The sequence below is a fragment of the Nitrosomonas eutropha genome, assembly GCF_003201195.1.
Lineage (GTDB): Bacteria > Pseudomonadota > Gammaproteobacteria > Burkholderiales > Nitrosomonadaceae > Nitrosomonas > Nitrosomonas eutropha.
The window spans coordinates 1-19678 of the sequence record NZ_QICQ01000035.1; the positions used below are offsets into that span (position 1 = coordinate 1).

Sequence of the window (19678 nt, forward strand, 5' to 3'; positions counted from 1 at the left end):
GTGAGCATGAACAGCTTTTCATTTGCAGTTATTGTGAGCCAGAAAATGCGTCAAATGCGAGCAGAGCCAGTTTCAAACGCGAGCTATTACACCTATACGATCAAGTTAGCCAGTACAAAAAATGACTGGATGCCAATACTATCTTTTGATTACCCCGATGATATTCAAAGAGAGTGGGCTGCTTATCATCTGCGTAAAACACAGGTTGTTCAAACGAACACAATGCCTGCGACCGGCCAGAATCTTGCTGCCCTTGATTTTAACTATAACCTGAGTGGTGACAATCCATCATGGAAGCCCGTTCGTATTTATACGGATGGCATTAAAACTTATATCCAGTTTCCGTCAACACATTTCAACGAATCTCCTGCATTACTGTCACTCGGTAATTCTGGCGATGAAGAGCTGGTTAACTACCGTCTGATTGGGGATCGCTATGTAGTAGACAAGGTACTGGATCGCGCGGCTCTTATTGTTGGTGTCGGATTGTCACAAACCAAAGTCGAAATTATCCGTAAAGAGGGCAGCAAATGAATTTGCGTATCTTTATGCTGTTAATAATATCTCTGGTTATAACTGCTTGTGCCACATCTGGCACGACATCATTTGTGGCCAAGGAAATTACACAGGTTGATGCAGAAATACTAACAAATGACATCATTTCTTACCTTGAAAAACCACTCCCTCCTGCCAGTACAACATTGATACTTGAAGCTCCGTCTCAAAAACAGGGGCAAGCGGATGTATTAACCCCTCTATTAATAGAGAAATTACGGGTACATGGCTACGGGGTGACAGAAATAAAAGCCAAGACCGATTCTGCCCAGACAGAGGAGAAAGGCACCGCTCTGCGCTACCTGGCATTCCCTTTCAGGAATGGAATCGTATTGCGCTTACAATACGAGCAAAATGAAGCCTCTCGTTATTATCCGCGTGATACGGCCGGGTCGTTGATTACTGAACATCCATTCACTGTGAGGACTGAGTGAACAATAATTCATTTGAGCAGCCATCACCTGATACAACGCCTGTTGAGTCTCCTGATTATCTGGCAACACCAACACGGGGCAAGGGTGTGCGACGAATGAATCGCCTGCCACTATTTATTGTCGGTGGAATTGTTTCAATATCTGTATTGGGTATTGTTTACACATTCTATGATCGTCAGAATCAAAATATGAGTAAAGTAGCTGAAGGCCCACAACCTCCTGTTACAGAGATCTCTCTCCCTCCAGTAAAGCCTGGTGATTATTCACCCCCTGAGCCTCTGCCCATTGAGATGGGAAGCACAGGAATTCCGACAGAAGGTACAAACACGCCATCTCCACTTCAATCAGAGCTGGAAGAATCGGAAAATAGGCGGCGCACTATTCAGCGCATCGAAGAACGAAAGCTGGCACAACTGGAATCTGCACTTAGTTCAGAAAGCCAGGCACAGAACTTTTCTGTGAGATCAACCCGGAATGACACTACGAATATAGCGAATAATGATCCGCTGGCTCCGATACGTACGGCTATAAATAACGCTGCAATGGCTGAGAAGCAGGTAATAGCCAATAACGGCATAAATGAGAACGAAACAGATGATTCATTGTATGGCTTGAATGCGGGAATAGGGGGTCTGGGCAGTAATTCTGGAATAATTAATACAAGCATGGCCTCAGATAACCGACAGCTTGAGAAACAGGCATTTTTATCCAATACACCGGAAGCAATAACTTATTTGCAGCATCAACGCAGGGCTGCCGTTGCAGCGTCAAGAGAAGTTAAGGCTGGCACAATCATTCCAGGAGTAATGATCTCCGGTTTGAATAGCGACTTGCCTGGTCAAATCATCGCTCAAGTCCGAGAAAATGTTTATGACAGTGCAACTGGAAATACTCTCCTGATTCCGGCAGGTGCGCGTTTAGTTGGGATCTATGACAGTAATGTAACGTTGGGACAGGAAAGAGCGTTAGTTGGTTGGGAGCGGATTATTTATCCGGATGGATCTTCAATTTCTCTGGATAGAATGCCAGGTAGTGATGTTGCTGGCTATGCCGGTTTTAACGATCAGGTCAATAATCATTACTGGCGGCTATTCGGACACGGAATTCTGTTGTCTGTATTCACCGCTGGCATACAGTTATCCCAGCCAAAATCAACAAACAACAATTCATATAGCAGCCAGCAAATAGTTGCTGGGGCTCTTGGGCAACAAATGGGGCAGATCGGTATGAGAATGGCTCAAAGAAACATGAACATCCAGCCAACACTGGAAGTCAGGCCAGGCTATACATTCAACGTAATGATTACAAAAGATATTATCTTGCCACCATGGACAGGGCACCCACTATCCATGCGTTAATTCGTGCTTAACCTGAGTTCGGGATAAGCCCTCAGGGTTGCGGATGGTTCCGGGGGGGAGATCATGCTTCTTTTCATGTGCGCCAACTGTCTGGTCGCTCCTGTCTCGTCGTGCCATACCGTGCTCCTTAGTTAATACGCCATAGATAGAGATGTGCTCGTGGTCGGCGCGCTAACCACGCATCTAACGCAATATATAAGACATTTTGTCCAATAATCTTGGAGTTGGTACTATTTAATTTTAGTTAAATTGATGTATTTAAATAAGTTAATAGTTAAGCAGACAATTTAATAAATAGATACGACCATGCGATCATGTTTATTAAATGGCATTAACGGCTATTTTCTCTCTTTCTTTACTTTCTTTAAACAGCACTTTCACCGATCTATTGCCCGGATAGCAATCTTTTTCCATCCTCGCGCAGCTCACCTTTTGGTGAAAGATGCCTATACAGCGTTTGTCGTGTGATACCAAGTTCCTGGCACAAATCACTCACCTTGGTTTCTGGCTGACCCATTGCAGCCAATGCCAAACGCAACTTGGCAGCAGTCATCTTGAAAGGGCGCCCGCCTTTTCTGCCGCGTGCCCGGGCTGAAGCCAGGCCGGCTTTGGTGCGTTCCGCAATCAGTTCCCGCTCGAATTCGGCCAGCGCTGCAAATATCCCAAAAACCAGTTTGCCGGCAGCAGTCGTGGTGTCGATGGCTGCACCGTGTCCGCTTAGCACCTTGAGGCCAATACCGCGTGTGGTAAGGTCGTGTACGGTATTGATCAGATGGCGCAGATCTCGCCCAAGCCTATCCAGTTTCCAGATAAGCAGTGTGTCGCCACTCCTTAATGCTTTCAGGCAGTTTGCCAGACCAGGACGATCCTCACGTTTGCCTGAAGCCTGATCTTCATACAGATGGGACGGATCGACCCCAGCAGCGATCAGTGCATCGTGCTGCAAATCCGTAGCTTGAGATCCATCTGCCTTCGATACTCGCATGTAGCCAATCAGCATTTTTCACCTGTCACATATACGTTCGATTATGTGACAGTATGAATAAGAAATTTATAACCGTCAAAAATTGTCACTTAACCCGTCACTCTGTCTAAGACACACAAAGGGTTTATTAGGCTAATAATGTGACAAAAATTCCGAGGGGATGCTTTCCTTAGCAAAGGCGGCGCGCAACTGTTCCAGTGTTCTGGTGTAATCCATCCGGACACTTATCCACAAATTCTGTGGGTAAGATTCAGATTAAACTGTATTTTCTGTTTGATACTAAGGCTTTGATCCATCGCCTAAGCATTGGGCACTATTCGTGAACAAACAGATTCCTGCCCCAAATCTTCTTTTAAGTAGAAAAGTAATAATAATAGTAGTAATATTACTACTATTATTATAAAAACCTTCAACCATGACAATTAATCAGGAAATAAAAGAGCGCATCTTTACGGCAGCAGACGAACTGTATGCAGCGAGCAAAGATGGGGAATATCCACGTATTGAGGATGTACGCCAACTGAGCCGGGCTGGCATGAACACCGTTGCGGAAGTCATGAAAGAATGGCGGCAACTGCAACGTAAACAGATACAAACCATTAGAGAGCCAATACCAGCTGATTTACAGGTGGTATTGCAGGAAATGGGGCAGAGTCTGTGGGCAACTGCATTACAGCTGGTAAATAACAGCCTGGAAGCTGCACGAGCAACGTTTGAAGCCGAAAGAACCGATCTTATCGAGCTATCAGAACAACTATCGGAGGCATTTGATAAACAGGCTGAAGCTATAGAGCGTGCAAACGATGAACTTGAGAAAGCAAAAGTATTGAATGAAAAGCAGACATTAGAACTGGCTGATTCTATAAGCAGATCGGATAAGGCAGAAGCCAGGATTACTGAAGTCGAGCGTCGTGCCACTGATCTTCGTGCAGAGCTGGACAGGGCGCACCAGGATATTGACCGGCTACGCACAGAGAATCAGCAGGCTATCGGAAAAATTGAAAGCATGGAACACGCTCACCAAGAACAGAGGAAGCAGGTAGCAGCTGAATCATTCCGACTTGCAGAGCGGATGGCTAGAATCCAAGATGAGCGGGATAACGCAATCAGACAGGCAGCAGAAGCCAGAGAACGAGCAGCAGGATTGGCTGGACAGCTTGAGGCAACACAAACACAATTGAATGCTTTGCTTACCCGGTTTCCTAAAATAAATAATGCTACCGAATAACACGCATCATCGTGCTATTAAACATCTACATGTAGTTAGCCGCATGTATCCGGATCTGACTACGCTCGTAAATAAATTCCGCAGCCAGAGGGAGCTGCCAAACTGGTGTTTTTTATCACTGAATGATTGGCTGGAAATAGAATTTGAACAGTATCCTCATAATGCTCTTATAGAGCAGGTAAGCAACGCTGCCAAGCTTGCTGCGATCGGCACATGGCGATACAGCCAAGGCATATATCAGATAAATGAGGATTTATTTACCGCGCTTATCGCTAGTCCGATTTCGAGTATCTTACCTTCTGAAGTTTTTTACCGGCTCCCTGAATGGAGCATCTACATTGAAATACCAGAATCACAATGGATGGGAGAATCTCTTTTTGGGTTCTGGGCACACCTGGAGTGGGACAAAAAAGCAAAGCGCACTGAACTGAGATTCTTGCTGGATTGCAAAAGCGGCTTAATACCAATTCCATTACACCTCGGAAACTGGACAATTTACGAATCCGTGGAAAAAATGATCTCGGAAGCAAAGAAACAGGCTGATTTGCCAGTAGAGCTTACGAAAGCGATTTCAGAAGAAATAAACCCGATCATATCGGTACTACTGTATCTCTGCTCCGATTCACCAGAGGTAGATAATAATCGTGTGCCTGGCACGATACCATCGCATCCTGTTCCTGTGAAAACCAAAAAGGGTTGGCGTTTGTTTCCAGCAGAAAAGTCACAATTTTGGAGCGTAGGGACAATGATAGGAGAGCAGTTAAGGTTGGCGGAGAATAATAGCGATGAACCAACTGGAAAAAAAGTTCGCACCCATTTACGGCGCGGGCATTGGCATGGTTACTGGATTGGACCAAAAATATCCAAGCGCAGATTTTCTTATCGCTGGATTTCTCCACTGGTAGTAGCTGGGCAAAATCACCCCATACTTAAAATAGAATAAAGATGCGCTTCTGCCGTTATCAGGGAGAGAAAAATAATTGAAACGGGCACCAAAAAAATGATGAAAACAGAGAATACCTGGGGGAAGTTACTGTTTGTCTGCTTTACTGTTCTGGGTATCTTTTTTTATTTTTCTGCCTACGCAGCTCCACAATATTTCGGAGAAGCAAAAGTCCAGGCGCGTCAGCACATCTATCACGACCAGAACCTCTCCGATCATGGAACGCTGTATTGTGGCTGCAAATGGGAATGGGCAGGCAAATCAGGGGGCAGGGTAGATCTGGAGTCATGTGGATACGTACCACGTAAAAATGCTGACCGTGCAGCACGTATTGAGTGGGAGCATATTGTTCCAGCTTGGGTAATAGGGCATCAGCACCAATGCTGGCAAAAAGGGGGCAGAGAAAATTGTACCAAGACAGATCCAGTTTTCCGAGTAATGGAAGCTGATTTGTTTAATCTGGCTCCAGTGATTGGTGAAGTTAATGGGGACAGAAGCAATTTCATGTACGGCATGGTTGCCCGGACAACGCCCAATCAGGGGTAAACCCAACAGTTGTGTCACTAGCCGCCATTTCGCTGAGTTTTACTTAATATTCATTGAGTTATGAATCTATGGTTTGTCGAAAACTTCCTACAAAGGAAGTCGTGCAGTCATATCCAAGTCAAATCGTCCATACGGATTAACATGCTCCCAAATCAATGGCGTTAACGCAGCATAGTCCCGCGGCGTCATTCGACCTTGCCAATGCGGTTGAGCCAGTATTTTTTGAATCATCAGCGTATTGATGTATACCATGCAATTTTGGATAAGATGTAACGACAACATGCTGATTTCATGATCTTCTTTGCGGTTGCTTGACATTTCTCCGCGCCGGGCGAAGAATACAAAATCTGTTGCTCCATTCCATTGTTCGATAACATTCAATCCGGCGTTAATTTCCCGGCGTAATTCTTCGGAGTGCAAGTAACGGCAAAGAAAAACAGTTTTGACCGCTTTGCCCAATTCAGCCAGCGCCTTGTACGTTGGATGCTGTAAATTTTTTTTGGTAAACCGTCTTAATATGGCCTCGGTCTCCGCCGTAGCTAGGCGTAGCGCTGTGGTGTATTTAACGATTTGGTCATACTGCCGCCGAATTTCATCCCAGTTAATAGGTTTGGTCAGAATCAGTTGCAGGTTTTCATAGGCATTGGGCATGCCTGTTTCCGGCCTGGACAGTTTTTGCGCGTAGATATTTTTTAACCGTGGCATCAGCTGGAATCCCAGCAACCGACAAAATGCAAAAGCAACGGTGCTTTGTCCGTGGGAATCGACGTATTGGCGATCGACCTCCATTTCCGTGCAGTGATGGATGACGCCTTCAATCATCGACGCTACCTCAGATGATGATGGCGATTTCAATTGTGAGTGTATGCAAAGCGAATTGCGCTCGACATGCCAATAAATCATCACGCCACGACCGCCATAGCGTACATGCCACTGCGTGGTGAGGTTTTGATCCCATGCGCCGAAATGCTTGGAGTCCGAAGCGCAAGCCGTGGTATCGCTTCCCCATATGGCCGGATCACGGACATGCAGAGTGCCATTGGTTATCATTGCTATGGCGCTACGCATGCTGTCGACATTAAGATAGCGGCGGCGTACATAGGCCAAGTCTTTGGCCGAGGTTCCCGAACCCAGGCTGGCCATGCGTTGTAGTCCGGCATTAGTACCTAAGCCATGTACGCAAAGCAGTAAGCGCCGCTGCAAAAGTGCCCGATCCATCGATTCATAGGATGTTGGACTTTTCAATACATAAGTAAAGCCCAACCGCAAATCGGCCTCTTTCACCATATCAAGTAGATTAGTCATCGGCCACATGGTATTGAGCTCAGTTTTGAGCACCGTTAACGTTGGCGGGTCAGGAAGTGCCTCCAGCGGCGATAAGCTAATCCAGCCGCTATTTTTGGAATTGAGCCTGACATACGGATTCTTTATTATTCCGGCATTAAGGGTCTCCAGTGCTTCGCGCATGTCCGCTTGCAAATCAGCTATAAATTGATCCACATCTTGCGGCAAATCTAGCGCCGCATAATGCTCCTCCCGGTTCTGCTCAAAATCCTGAGGTAAATCCTCATCCGGATTGCGGTAACGGTTGGCACCGACAACCCAAATTTCTTTGCAACGCAGACGTTCGCGCAAAGCCTCTAACACTGCGATTTCGTACGTGACGCGGTTGACTCTGTTTCTGTCCTTGGCGTCTTTCTCCACTATGGCATCACGCCACAAATCACTGACAACACCATTAAGGGGAACATCAGCATCCGAGGGATAAATATGAACTTTGCTGTCAGCATACTGCTTAACCAAATCCAGAGCATCCATCACTGGTTGATGGTGTTTGTTGTTCGAGCGAAATGCCAGCGCTTGAAGCATTTTTGGCACCATGCGGCGATAGTGTCCTTTATAAGAATTGCGTATTACGGTTCGTAATGTCAGTCGATAAGCCGGGCCGGTGGCTTTCCATTCTTTCACTAAATCGCGTAGCTTTTGTTCACCTACCACCGGGAAAACCACGTCTCTAACTACGCCGTCAGGATTGGACAATGAGGCGTCCGCCATCTCAAACAGCAAATTTTGCTTACCGGATACACGCTTAAGATCATCTAACAATTCCTTTTCGACTTTGCGCTCGGCACGGGCGCCGATCTGGTGAATAGTCTCAATCAGCGTATCGACTAAATCATCGATAAGGCCGCGGCCGCGAAGATAAACGAAGGCGGCCAACCAGGTCATGCGTGTGGCTTCAGCAAGGCGCCGTAATTCATGCGGCTCCTGAACCGCTACACGCCGACGATAGCGTTCAAGATCGCTGCTGGCAACATTGCCGAACAAATTTTCCGGTAGCTCAATTTGCCGAATTAAAGTCAGCTTATCCAATTCTTCCTGCATGCTTGCAAGACTGGGGCGACCAGGATTGCTACAAAGTTTTAACAGCATGGCCGGCGCGAAATTAAACGTATGAATTGAATCATATTCAGTTATATTGCTATCGTTGGGTTTTAACAAGCTATCGAGCTTTGCGCGTGTTGTGTCGGATAATTTTGCGAAGATTTCGGCACAGAACCGTTCTTCATAAGTACGTAAGGCGGCCTTCGCAATCCGTTCGGACCGTTCCTGCGTGGGCGGCTCGATGCGGAGTGCTTTGCAATGGGCATGTAGCCGTTCCAGCATGGCATCAATTTCGCCCCCGGCATTCGGTGCAACATTCACTTGTAGCCATTCCTCAAGCATGTCGGCGTCGGCAACCGTCGCCTCCCGGAATCCAAAGCGTGCGCGTATCTCAGTTCTTAATCGTTCTAAGGTTCGATCCGAGATTTGAAACACGCTATCTGTGTCTACCTCGGGCCAGCCGAGTTGTTTACACAAAATAACGATCAGCGGTTCATCGACTTCAGTTGTATTCCGTGGAAATTTGCCATATTCACGAAAGTAGACCAGAAAAAAGGCGTATGCCAACCGATTGGCTTGGCGCTTAGTCAATACCAGCGCTTGTTCCTCGGTCGTCAATGCCCATCTGTCACCCATAGCGTTACTGGTCCTTATATGAAGCAGGCCAGCCGACTCTGGTCAATGTATCAATTAAGGTCGTGCGTTTAACGCCAAAATTCCGGCAAACTGCTGCCTTGGACATGCCGCCATTCAGTACGGCAATAATCGCGTCGAGTTTTTCGCCGGTGATCGCTTGCGGACGCCCGCCTATTCGTCCACGCCGTCTGGCGGCGGTTAACCCGGCAACGATCCGCTCTTGAATCAAAGCTCTTTCATACTGGGCAAGTGCACCGAATACGTGGAACAGAAGTTCACCGGATGGAGTGGTGGTATCCATGCCTTCGGTTAGAGATCGGAAGGCGACTTGTTTATGCTTAAGGGTGTTTACGATTTCCAGCAGATGCGACAACGACCGGCCCAGCCGATCCAGTTTCCATACCACAAGCACATCACCAGGGTGGACAAATTCAAGCACCTTTGCCAAACCTGCCCGGTCATCCTTTGCTCCGGAAGCATGGTCTTCAAATAAATGCCGGGTATCAACCCCGACAGCAAGCAATGCATCGCGCTGCAAATTGGTGCTTTGCCGATCCGATTCCGATGAAACACGCATGTAGCCTATCAACATAACCGAAAAACCTACCAGAATTAGTTTCCGTATGTTATCTCATTCCGACAGGGTTTTTCGCTTATTTCTGGGGCTTATTCAAACGGTAATTTTTAGATGGGCAATTTAGTGTCGGATAACATGTGTTTTCCGGTATTCAAATTGTCCAACTGGCGGCTGGTGACACAACTGCCTGATCTACCCCTATTGAGAAGGCGCCAATATGCCGTTAATGAAGATGTGGATCTTGTCCATGCTGAAATTCGGGTTGCTGCTGGCATTAAAAATATCTGGATAGTTTGATGTGATCTCGCTGACCAATTCTATGATGCCGACTTGCTGGACGAGTTGATCATTTAAATCGGTTCAGCCATTCTCGGCAAGGACAAGCCGCTCCTCCATCGCAAAGTGTTAAATCCAGTTTTGCACTTGGTGTCTATTTATCAAATTAAGGAGATCTTTATGTGGTCAATACAAAACGTTACCGTTGAAACTCCTGGTATTGAGGTTACCATGAGTGATGGGCTGCCAATCTTGGCTCGCCGAGGTCCTGCAGGCAGCAGTGTCAGAATGGCAGTTGGCCACCTGGGATTTCTGGATATTACCGATACGAGCCATCAGTCCGGTGGCCCCCATTACTGGCAGCTGCGCTTCAATGGGGAGATCTACTGGTACGATGGCGAGGGCGCCCCAAGCATCACTGTCCGGTCCGACGGACGATTTCAGGTAACGGGCGATGGCAACCAGGTAGGAAGCCATCTTAAGTCCGTACCGGATGTCTCACCACGCGATGTGGATCTGATCAGGGAGATGGAAGCCCGCCGCCTCATCCCTTACCAAAGCGTTACTGGTAACCAACGGCCTTTCTCAGCAGTGGAACCGTTGGCCAAGCAGTATTTTGGATCTAGTCTCTTTGCTAGAACCTTGGCTTTAAGTATTTATGACTGGACGACGGCCGACTTCTTTCGGCTGGATATCTTCCACTTCTACCGCTACACCGCATTGCCTGGCAGCCCTGCCTCCGATGATGACATCATTAAGGCAATATCGACAACCTCCTGGGCTCCCTATACACCAGCAGACAAAGTCTTCATGCATTCGATGATGATGGATCCAATATCTGAGCCATACCAGGAAGGGATAGCTGCTCAATATCCCAACATCAAGCAGCCCCTAATCCAGTATCTGGATGCCCTGGGGCGGGTGACCACAGCCGCCATGCAGTCCATGCCCAGAACCAGTGTGCTTTCCAAGCCGGAACTTTATAGTGGCCAGGTGGATGTCTCGAACCTGGGACCAGAGGCCTTGGCCACTTATTTCCTGCAATACCCGGGTAATAATGGCCCCGAGGGAAGCCCCATGGGGATGCCAGTTGAGCAGGCCTTGGCTGGCTTCATGCAACCAGGATCAGTCATCAACCTGAAATCCGTCATGAGCTTTACAGATTCTCTGGAAGATGCCCGGCGCTACTCTAACGGCATTATCGTCAGGATCAAGCCCTTACCTGGCAGTGATGTTTGGACCCAGTGCGCCTATATCACGTCTTTATCTAATGAAGTCAATAAAATTGAATACACCTTCCCAGAAGGATCCGCCTTCAAGGTAAATGACTATGAAAAGCAGGTCACTGATAACAGGGAGTATGTGGTGATTTATCTGGAAGAGGCGATCTGAAATAGTCAGCAAATGAGGTTATTGAAAAAATCAGAACTTAAACTGAGGGGCAACAACGGTTGATATTTTCTCAGTTCGCGCGAAAAACCTTGCATCTTTTAACCAAGGAGAATTTTAGCTTTCTTAGAATAAAAAAGCAGTCAAGGACGAAGCCTGGAATCGAATGTAAAATCACGGGTAATCTCAATCGTAACTTCTTTCATCATTGAATGATTTGGGTTGATGACTATGTTTCGAGCCTCTGGAATTAACGCTGATGGCACAATTAAACCAAGATATCTTCCGTTGCGTAAGAAAGAGAGCGATGTACGCTCAAACGTAATATTAGGTTCGGAACTGAATCTTGCAGAACGATGTAACTGGGGTCGTCCCAGAAAACGGAAAAAATCGTACGCTAAGCTGGTATTTTGTTAAATACGGTTAGCAATACATAAAAAAAGCTGTAACTGTTATAGCCTTTTTATGTCCAGTGCCTTTGCTACCCTTGCTGTCAGGATTGAATTACCTGGAACGGATTGCGAGCCGAATCAATAACGCTTGTTATTTTCCTGAATCTGATCCTGACCATGCACAGGCGTTGAATGACACGCAAATCGGCGTACCAGGCCAGTTTCATAAGTGAGTGAGCCAGGTCATTCCGCAGATGCAGGCAATATCACCCAATGCAGCACGAATGAGACTGTCATCTCCCAGATCTTCTTCCGTGTAGGCTTCAAAATACAATTTTATTATATCTACATCCGTTTTAAACTGCCCTTCCACTTGTGATAGCACGCTCAATATTTATATCCTGGGTAGATTTTTGCTTGTGCAATTTCCTCTTTTTTGTTTTGGTGGGACTTACTTGCTCCTTAAATTTTTGTTTTGGTGGGACTTACTTGCTCCTTAAATATCAGAAAGGATACTCACGCAGCTGCGTCTGTACAGTGATCCAGCGCCTATCGGTAAAAGCATCGATACCGGCCTGGCCGCCAAAGTGGCCATAGCCCGAGTTCTTCATGCCGCCGAAAGGCATCTGTGCCTCGTCGTGAACGGTGGGGCCGTTGATATGGCAAATACCTGCCTCGATGCGTGCCGCCATGCGCCAGCCGCGTGCAGCATCTCTGGTATAGATGGCTGATGCCAGGCCAAACTCATTGTCGTTGGCCATGGCAATGGCTTGCTCTTCACCACGCACGCGTACGATAGCCTTGACAGGGGCGAAAGTCTCCTCGCGAAAAATGCGCATCTCGGGTGTCACGCAATCCAGCAAGGTGGCGGGCATCAGGGTGTCACTGGCTTTGCCGCCGCACAGAATCTTTGCGCCCTTAGTCACGGCATCGTCGATGAGTTCATTAACTCGGTGTACGGTGGTCATATCCACTACAGATCCTAGCACCACCGGTCCTTGGCGCGGGTCGCCCAGCGGTAGCGTGCTAGCGCGTGCCACCAGCTTGGTCAAGAACTCCTCAGCGACGGCTTCATCAACAATAATGCGCTCGGTAGACATGCAGATCTGTCCTGAGTTGGAAAACGCGCCAAAGGTGCAGCCAGCCACTGCTGCATCGATGTCCGCATCGTCCAGCACCAGGAAAGGTGCTTTGCCGCCCAGCTCTAGAATCGCGGGTTTAAGGTGTTTTGCACAGGTCTGGCCGATAATACGACCTACGCGAGTTGAACCAGTAAAGTTCACACGGCGGACGGCCGGATGCGCCACCATAGCCTCCACCACAATACCAGCATCCTCCGGCGCATTGGTGACAAAGTTCACCACGCCCAGGGGTAAGCCACCTTCTTGCAGTGCTTCGATGATCAAGCCGTGCGTGGCAGGACATAGTTCCGAACTCTTGAGTACCACAGTATTGCCACACGCCAGCGGCGTGGCAATGGCCCGCGTGGCTAGAATGATGGGGGCGTTCCACGGCGCGATGCCCAGCACCACTCCAGCAGGCTGTCGCACGGCCATCGCCACATTGCCCGGTATGTCCGAAGGGATCAATTCACCGTTGATCTGCGTGGTCAGCGAAGCCGCCTCCAGCAGCATATTAGCTGATAGGTCGACGTTGAAGCTGGCCCAGACGTCGGAAGCTCCTGTTTCTGTCGCCATCGCAGCAGCAAAGGCATCAGCCTTGGCGGCCAGGGCTTGGGAGGCCTTCATCAGCATCTGACGCCGTTGCGTAGGGCCCAAGGCGGCCCATGCGGGGAAAGCGGCCTGGGCCGCCTCAACGGCCCGTACGGCATCATCAGCGGTGGCCGCTGGTGCGCGTGTAGCCACGCTGCCATCCAGCGGATTTCTGCGTTCAAATGTGGCACCGTTACTAGCTTGTGCACTCTGCCCGCCAATCAGCATGGGTTGCTCAATCACGGAAGTCCCTCCTCGATCCTCTAGAATGAAACTGCCTGCTCATTACAACAATTCCTTTGGTAACAGCAAGGCCAGCATCACTCTGCGCTAAAAGAAATCCCTATTAGAGCACAATAAGCACCGCAGTGAGGTATCGAAAATGGAAACCTTGACACTCGATTATGAGCATTCTCTGTTATGACGTGGTCAAGGTTTTTTGACTGGGTAACTCCGCCTACTTTATCCGGCGGATGCCATAGGTGTTATCACTGGATTTTGCGATCTCACGAACCACTGATGTGGTCTACTGAAACGGGACAGTCCAGTTAAGAGAACTGGGATATGACTGCACAATTTCCATTGTAGGAAATTTTCGACAAACTATAGATTCATAACCCAATGAATATTAAGTAAAACTCAGCGAAATGGCGGCTAGTGACACAACTGTTGGGTTTACCCCAATCAGTATGGTCAGTGTACAACCCGCACAGATTTTAAGGAGCGAACGACAGAACCAAGGGACAAAATAAAAGGTTTTGTTGCACGGGTAACCTTCTATATGTACGACCGCTATGGACTATCCATGTCAAAAGCCCAGCAACGCGTTCTCATGGCATGGGATCATCAATTTCCAGTGACCACATGGGAAAGAGAACTGGATAACCGTATTGCGAAGCTCATGTGGCACCATAACCGCTACGTTACTGGAGAAAAAACCTGGAAACTGGATCAGAAACCTTCAAGGGAAGGCTTATCGAATACCTTACAACCAAAAACAAATTGATAAATCTATATTTATATCGTTAAGCCAAGCATCTGGTGAAAATAAGGTAACCAATTAAACTTCGTAAGAAGCCACATTGTTACTAACAACCTTAAGGATAGAAAAAACAAACTGCATGGTTGCATGGTTGCATGGTTGCATGGTTGCATGGTTGCATGAAACTATACAATTACAGCTTCAATCCAACAAGCCCTTTTTCCTCAAAAATCTTGGATATTCCACTAACAGCTAAATGCTGGATACTAACTCCCTCAGATACCGCAAGTTGATGGACACGCTCCCAATCCGCGCGCGAAAAACGAATTGTCAGGGCAACCACTTCACCTTTTCCTCGTCCGCGTTTATGGGGTCTTGCTATTGATTCCCCCCCTTGATTGTCTGAAGTTTGTTGAATATCAGCAGCTCCTTTTCTTGTAAAGGCTGCAAGTCCTGTTGGTTTACTACTCATTTTAATTCCTCCTTAAGCCACGTCCAAAAAGCGCAAATTTCAATTGCGGCCTTTCCATCGCTTTCAAATTCGGTGACAGATCGGCCTGTAGCTATAGCACGCGCAAAAGCGCGACGGTCAATAATTTCGGTTGGTGCCACTGGCAAACCATACTCTGCCAATACAATCCGAGTTTCTGCAATTTCAGGTGAGCGGAACGGACAAGCTGACAAAACGAACACTGCACGAACGCCTGCCGCCTTGACAATATCAACCGCACTCCCGACAGCCGCAACGTCAAAGGCTGTGGGGCGAACAGGGATAACTACCAAGTCAACAGCACGAACGATATGCGTCGCAGCTGGGGCTGCATGGGGAGCAGTGTCAACAATTGCCAGCGTCATATGCTCCTGATTGGCGGCTTCAATCACACGACCTAGATCAGTAACGGCGGCTGTCGCAACAACAGGTGTCTCCTGCGCGCGAGCATTACTCCAAACTGTGGCACTCTTTTGTGGATCAGTGTCGATGACAACAACAGTCTCTCCAGCTTCGGCTGCTGCCACGGCAGTGTGTACTGCAAGTGTCGTTTTACCACTCCCTCCTTTTTGAGCAAGGAAAGCAATCTTTCGCATAATGTTATTATGTCATCATGAATAAATATGGTTTCATGGTTTCATGGTTTCATGGTTTCATGGTTTCATGGTTTCATGGTTTCATGGTTTCATGGTTTCATGGTTTCATGGTTTCATGGTTTCATGGTTTCATGGTTTCATGGTTTCATGGTTTCAATTATATTACTGAGAATATCAGCGCTTGTCATTACAAAACACAAAAAAATCTGCTCTACCAGAGTTATGGTTGGCTATAAAACATCATTAAAAACCTGCATCAATATCTCGAATTATGGATTTCACGCGCTGGGGATGACTGGATTGTTGCATTTCTTCTTTACTGTTTTTCTTCTTATCCAAAGAAGAAATGATCGTAGAAACTGCTTTTCCACGTTCTGCTGCTATGACTGCATCATCCAATGATGTTGTCGGATTATTGCGTGCTTCCATTTCTCGGGTTCTGGCCAATCCTACCAATCGCTCCGACATAATGGCTGCCTCTCGTTTTGCTAAAGCCAGCTGCTCTGTAAGCATTTTTTTGGATGCTTCAAACCCACGATTTTCTTTTATGTCATTCCAGTCGCTGCCCTTTTCATCTTCCTTAAACTGAGGGGCAGCAACGCCAGCACCGTACTTTTTGGCTGTTTCTTTGGCTTTTTCTAAACCCACATTGACGCGAGGTTTGCTATCTGGCCCCAACTCTTTTGGTGCCCTGTGGTCGTTGTCTGCTGCAATGATCATGATTCGTTCCGAGAACAGCTGCCGCATGGTTTCGGCCACTGCATTTAGGTTGCCACTATCAAACGCCACAATGACTGGCTGACTTGATAGCTTGGCCACGGTATCAGCTGTGGCATACCCTTCTGCCAACACGATCGGCGTATCTTTACTGGCTAAAAGCTCGGCTACTGTTTTGTCACCCGGGTTGGCTCCGGCAACGGTAAACAGGCCATGTTTTCGACCACCTTTCATGAACGACTTGAAGTATGGATTGACTGATTGTAACGTCCATAACTTGCCCTTTTCGTCATGGCCGGGCACCAACAAATCACCTGATTTAAAAACCCTTGCGTCGGGGTCTGCCTCGCGCAATTCTTTGGCTTCTTTTGCAGTCTTGGCAATCTTGATGCCCAAGGCTGCTGCCTGCGATGAAACTGCATCTGGCACAACACGCAAACCCATTGCGCCGGGGTTATCAATACCCTTGGCCATGCAGTACGGGTTTTGGGCCGTTGCTGCCGGTGACTCTGACCACAAGGTGGCGGCGGCTTTGGCTGTGACTTCGTATTTGGCCTGCGCTTCGCTTGTTCTACGCTGCTGCCGCTGAGCTGCTTCTGTTGCCAGTTTTACCCGTTCTTCTGGTGATGCCTTCTCAATGTTGCCTTCAGCCTTCCAGTTGACGCGCTCACCTGTCTTATAGTTTTGGATGTAACCGCCCGGCATACGGCCTTCCATGTGGCCGGCATACGCGCCGCTCAATTCGCCGGCTTGGTCGCCCGCCACCGGCACCCGATGAATCTTTCCATCCATGACGGGCAGCCCGTCCACGATCAGGCCAGCGCCCTTCAACGCATCTGCGAATTGGTCTTCGGCGCTCTTGGTCGTCGGTATCTGCACCCGTGCGCTGTCGGTCTTCCATTGCTCCATTTTCGACAAGTCGGCTCCGGCCGGCGCAAACCATGCCTTGTTTTCCTTGTCCCATTGCAGCTTGAAGCCAGCCGCCTGCGCGGACGCTTTGGCTTGCTCTTTCTCGGCGTAAGGAACAGCCAGGTAAGTGCGGTCGGGCATGGGATTTTCCGGCGGATGGTGACGAACAGACGAGGCCGGTGCTGCATCGGCATCACCGCCAGGAATCACGAACGGCCCCACTCTCGCGCCCGGCTTTGCTTTCGCTTCGATTTCTGCAATCAAGGCGTCCTGCGTTTCCTTCGGTACGCCTTCTTTGTCCCAAATCGCTCGCAACTTCACTTCAGGGTCGTCGGCCTTCGGCTCGGGCATGACTTCCGGCCGGTCACCGTTCGACAGGGAGCGCAGCATCAGGGCGGTTTCGGTCGGCGTGGCGTCACCCAGCAAGACCCGTTCACCGCCGGTGCCGGTGCCGGTGCCGGTGCGAATGTCGAAACCGATTTTCAACCAATGCTTGTTTTCCTCGGCGATCATGTCTTCTGCGGTCGCGCCGTTTCTCTTCATTTCCTCACGGGTTTTGTTCATGGCATAGGCATTGGCGTAGTAGTCCAGCGCATCCTTGGCATCCGCTCCGATGTCATCGTCGCGCTGCGCGGTGTCGCGCAACAGGTCGCGGAAGCGCAAGCCGATTTCTATGTCAGCGACCGGCACCATGTCGATGTTGCTTGACTGCTGGATGGCGCGCAGCTCGCCACGATTGGCCTGATCGCGCAACTCGTTTGGATCGTCGGGCAGCTTCAAGGTGATGTAACTGCCCTCGCTGGTGGACTCAAACTGCAACGTACGATTGATGCCGTCGCCATCGGTGATGAACGCCAGCACGGTGTCTTCCTGTTGCTGTGCATCGCCCCTGCCCTGCTCTTGCTCCTTCATCTGCTCTTGCTCCTGCTCAAAGGTCATGACAAATCCGGTGATTTTTTCCGCATCGGACGCAGCTCGAAAAATCTCTTTGGGGTCTTCTTTAAGCGCCTTAATCCACGATCCAACATAAGCAACGTGCTGGCCGGGGTCATGGCCAATGTCCATGCGTTCCCCAAGCATCAATGAGGCAATTTCGGCGCGCAATTCTTCCTTGGCGTACCCTTCCGATCCGAATGGATGGGATAGGTCACGATCAAGGCGGCTTGAGTGCCCCGTCCAGTGCCCCAGCTCATGCAATGCGGTTGCATAGTAGGCATCAGCCGTTGGGAACTGGTGACGCGCTGGCAATGTGATGCTGTCTGTACTTGTCCGGTAAAAAGCACGGTCGCCCTCTATGTGCTGAATGTTGGCACCAGAATTTAAAAGCACAGCTTCGGCGCGAGCGTGGCGCTCTGGTTCTGGCTCAGCCTGTTTGGGCTGCAATGGTGGAAGGCCGTCAATCTGTTCAGCGTTGAAAACAACAGCGTGAAATAGTCGCGGTCTTTCAAGCTCAACCGTCATTATTTTTGGCTTGCCTTCTTCATCACGGATTGGGTGGCCTTGTTCATCCTTGGCCTGTCTTTCCTCTCTGAATTTCCAATACGTGATTTTGGTGCCCTTAGAGCCTTTGCGCACCTGTGCGCCCGCGTCTGAGGCTTGGTTGTAGGTCATCCAACGCGGGTCACTGTGGCCCTGTATTGCCAGCCACATGCTATTTATGCCGCGATACTCTTTGCCGGTTTGGGCGTTATAGGGTAGTGTCAGTTCGCCAGGCTTCCAAGGTTTTTGCCAAGGTGCCGTGCCCTGCTCTAACTGCTCAATAATTTTTGCGGCGACTTCCTCCGCATACTCTTTTTTCATGATTAGTTTCCTCCGCGATTGACGCTCTGCCCGGCAACAACAATTCCGGTGCTTTCAGGGTCAACCACAAGGTCTGCGTTAGCTGCCCACGCTTCTTGTTCCGTTAATGCCGTTTCTTCAAAAGCACCGTTTTCCTCTGCTGCATCGGCGGTGTATTCAACCTGCACACCAGGGATTTCCGCATCGTCTGCCGACTGGCTGATAACCGGTATCACCGTTTCTTTGCTGTCATTCATTGCTATCTCCTTTCGAGGTTTAAGGATCACGGCAGTATCCGCCGTGTAAGGGTTAATCGCTGGCACTCGTTCCAGCTCGACGGGGACACTAATGCCATATTTGGCAACGTAGCCATTGCTAAACCCGTTGATGAAATTGCCTGTGTTGTAGGCAGACAAAGCAGCCCACAAGGCTGCTTGCTCATTGTCATGTTTTGGCTTTGCTCTCGCGTAAAACTCGGACAAAACGCGAGCACCCGCTGCAATGTTTTTACAGGGTTCAAACATATCCTTGATGCTGTACCCAAGCCGTACAACATTTTTACTATTCACCTGCATCAACCCAAGATCAACTGAATAACCTTTTTGAATATACGATTCAGCTAAGTTCACTGCTTCTTCTACGTTGATCGGCTCTCGATCCAGCTTACCTTTATTGACGTGGATTGCTAAAGGATTACCACTGCTTTCCACTCTAATAATCTGTTCAATGGTTTCCGGTGCAAAAGCTGGCGCGCACGACAATATCAAATCAATTCCAATCATGACTTAA

General features: G+C 48.6%; 16 protein-coding genes and 1 pseudogene. 8 read left to right on the top strand and 9 right to left on the bottom strand.

The window, feature by feature from the left end; genetic code table 11:
* The 3 genes from C8R14_RS11180 to C8R14_RS11190 form a co-directional block, all read left to right on the top strand.
* A partial coding sequence (locus tag C8R14_RS11180; protein WP_110332620.1) for a TrbG/VirB9 family P-type conjugative transfer protein occupies window positions 1–534 on the top strand: 534 nt, incomplete at its 5' end.
* Window positions 531–989 (top strand): conjugal transfer lipoprotein TrbH, encoded by a 459-nt coding sequence (locus C8R14_RS11185; RefSeq protein ID WP_011630624.1) that lies wholly within the window; start codon window positions 531–533, stop codon window positions 987–989. The genes C8R14_RS11180 and C8R14_RS11185, both read left to right, overlap by 4 nt.
* Window positions 986–2347 (top strand): TrbI/VirB10 family protein, encoded by a 1362-nt coding sequence (locus tag C8R14_RS11190; RefSeq protein ID WP_041353899.1) that lies wholly within the window; start codon window positions 986–988, stop codon window positions 2345–2347. The genes C8R14_RS11185 and C8R14_RS11190 overlap by 4 nt, the downstream gene beginning before the upstream one ends.
* 385 nt (window positions 2348–2732) lie before the next feature.
* On the opposite strand, the gene C8R14_RS11195 is transcribed toward C8R14_RS11190, so the two are convergent.
* Window positions 2733–3347, bottom strand: coding sequence for a recombinase family protein (locus C8R14_RS11195; protein ID WP_011630622.1), 615 nt, complete (start codon window positions 3345–3347; stop codon window positions 2733–2735).
* Window positions 3348–3747: 400 nt separating this feature from the next.
* Between C8R14_RS11195 and C8R14_RS11200 the strand changes: the two genes are divergently transcribed.
* From C8R14_RS11200 to C8R14_RS11210, 3 genes are read left to right on the top strand one after another with little or no spacing between them, the layout of a single operon-like run.
* A complete protein-coding gene (locus C8R14_RS11200) occupies window positions 3748–4560 on the top strand; it encodes a DNA-binding protein (RefSeq protein WP_011630621.1) in 813 nt (270 codons plus the stop codon).
* A 43-nt stretch (window positions 4561–4603) separates the two neighbouring features.
* Window positions 4604–5503: an AcrVA2 family anti-CRISPR protein gene (locus C8R14_RS11205; protein ID WP_041353898.1), complete on the top strand. Its 900-nt coding sequence runs from the start codon at window positions 4604–4606 to the stop codon at window positions 5501–5503.
* A gap of 57 nt (window positions 5504–5560) precedes the next feature.
* On the top strand, window positions 5561–6049 hold the full coding sequence (locus tag C8R14_RS11210) for an endonuclease (protein ID WP_011630619.1): 489 nt from the start codon (window positions 5561–5563) through the stop codon (window positions 6047–6049).
* Between the two features lie 87 nt (window positions 6050–6136).
* On the opposite strand, the gene C8R14_RS11215 is transcribed toward C8R14_RS11210, so the two are convergent.
* Together C8R14_RS11215 and C8R14_RS11220 are read right to left on the bottom strand one after the other, a co-directional pair.
* Window positions 6137–9070, bottom strand: coding sequence for a Tn3 family transposase (locus tag C8R14_RS11215; protein WP_011630618.1), 2934 nt, complete (start codon window positions 9068–9070; stop codon window positions 6137–6139).
* 4 nt (window positions 9071–9074) lie between these two features.
* Entirely contained in the window at window positions 9075–9662 is a 588-nt protein-coding gene (locus tag C8R14_RS11220; protein ID WP_041353897.1) for a recombinase family protein, read from the bottom strand.
* A gap of 441 nt (window positions 9663–10103) precedes the next feature.
* Here C8R14_RS11220 and C8R14_RS11230 point away from each other — a divergent pair, with 441 nt between their 5' ends.
* Entirely contained in the window at window positions 10104–11315 is a 1212-nt protein-coding gene (locus C8R14_RS11230) for a hypothetical protein (protein ID WP_011630662.1), read from the top strand.
* A 612-nt stretch (window positions 11316–11927) separates the two neighbouring features.
* Here C8R14_RS11230 and C8R14_RS13590 read toward each other — a convergent pair.
* Both C8R14_RS13590 and C8R14_RS11235 read right to left on the bottom strand, forming a co-directional pair.
* On the bottom strand, window positions 11928–12095 hold the full coding sequence (locus tag C8R14_RS13590) for a hypothetical protein (RefSeq protein ID WP_166485034.1): 168 nt from the start codon (window positions 12093–12095) through the stop codon (window positions 11928–11930).
* A 112-nt stretch (window positions 12096–12207) separates the two neighbouring features.
* Window positions 12208–13659, bottom strand: a complete 1452-nt coding sequence (locus C8R14_RS11235) for an aldehyde dehydrogenase (RefSeq protein WP_041353904.1) — start codon at window positions 13657–13659, stop codon at window positions 12208–12210.
* Window positions 13660–14104: 445 nt separating this feature from the next.
* Here C8R14_RS11235 and C8R14_RS11240 point away from each other — a divergent pair.
* Window positions 14105–14422: pseudogene (locus C8R14_RS11240) on the top strand (endonuclease); the annotation flags it as partial.
* A 169-nt stretch (window positions 14423–14591) separates the two neighbouring features.
* Here the strand turns inward: C8R14_RS11240 and C8R14_RS11245 are convergent.
* From C8R14_RS11245 to C8R14_RS11265, 4 genes are all read right to left on the bottom strand, one after another.
* The gene (locus C8R14_RS11245) at window positions 14592–14870 is read right to left on the bottom strand and encodes a hypothetical protein (protein WP_011630659.1); all 279 of its coding nucleotides are present in this window, start codon (window positions 14868–14870) and stop codon (window positions 14592–14594) included.
* Window positions 14867–15484, bottom strand: coding sequence for a ParA family partition ATPase (gene parA, locus C8R14_RS11250; protein ID WP_011630658.1), 618 nt, complete (start codon window positions 15482–15484; stop codon window positions 14867–14869). The genes C8R14_RS11245 and parA overlap by 4 nt, the downstream gene beginning before the upstream one ends.
* Window positions 15485–15727: 243 nt before the next feature.
* Complete coding sequence (locus tag C8R14_RS11260; RefSeq protein ID WP_011630657.1) at window positions 15728–18910, bottom strand: zincin-like metallopeptidase domain-containing protein; 3183 nt, start codon at window positions 18908–18910, stop codon at window positions 15728–15730.
* Window positions 18911–18912: 2 nt separating this feature from the next.
* Window positions 18913–19671, bottom strand: coding sequence for a lytic transglycosylase domain-containing protein (locus C8R14_RS11265; RefSeq protein WP_011630656.1), 759 nt, complete (start codon window positions 19669–19671; stop codon window positions 18913–18915).
* Between the last annotated feature and the right edge of the window lie 7 nt (window positions 19672–19678).

What these genes read in the sequence shown, in the direction of transcription:
- C8R14_RS11185 (WP_011630624.1), top strand. Translation starts at nt 531, where the DNA reads ATGAATTTGCGTATCTTTATGCTGTTAATAATATCTCTGGTTATAACT.
- C8R14_RS11195 (WP_011630622.1), bottom strand. Translation starts at nt 3,347, where the DNA reads ATGCTGATTGGCTACATGCGAGTATCGAAGGCAGATGGATCTCAAGCT.
- C8R14_RS11200 (WP_011630621.1), top strand. Translation starts at nt 3,748, where the DNA reads ATGACAATTAATCAGGAAATAAAAGAGCGCATCTTTACGGCAGCAGAC.
- C8R14_RS11205 (WP_041353898.1), top strand. Translation starts at nt 4,604, where the DNA reads ATGTATCCGGATCTGACTACGCTCGTAAATAAATTCCGCAGCCAGAGG.
- C8R14_RS11210 (WP_011630619.1), top strand. Translation starts at nt 5,561, where the DNA reads ATGATGAAAACAGAGAATACCTGGGGGAAGTTACTGTTTGTCTGCTTT.
- C8R14_RS11215 (WP_011630618.1), bottom strand. Translation starts at nt 9,070, where the DNA reads ATGGGTGACAGATGGGCATTGACGACCGAGGAACAAGCGCTGGTATTG.
- C8R14_RS11220 (WP_041353897.1), bottom strand. Translation starts at nt 9,662, where the DNA reads ATGTTGATAGGCTACATGCGTGTTTCATCGGAATCGGATCGGCAAAGC.
- C8R14_RS11230 (WP_011630662.1), top strand. Translation starts at nt 10,104, where the DNA reads ATGTGGTCAATACAAAACGTTACCGTTGAAACTCCTGGTATTGAGGTT.
- C8R14_RS11245 (WP_011630659.1), bottom strand. Translation starts at nt 14,870, where the DNA reads ATGAGTAGTAAACCAACAGGACTTGCAGCCTTTACAAGAAAAGGAGCT.
- parA (WP_011630658.1), bottom strand. Translation starts at nt 15,484, where the DNA reads ATGCGAAAGATTGCTTTCCTTGCTCAAAAAGGAGGGAGTGGTAAAACG.
- C8R14_RS11260 (WP_011630657.1), bottom strand. Translation starts at nt 18,910, where the DNA reads ATGAAAAAAGAGTATGCGGAGGAAGTCGCCGCAAAAATTATTGAGCAG.
- C8R14_RS11265 (WP_011630656.1), bottom strand. Translation starts at nt 19,671, where the DNA reads ATGATTGGAATTGATTTGATATTGTCGTGCGCGCCAGCTTTTGCACCG.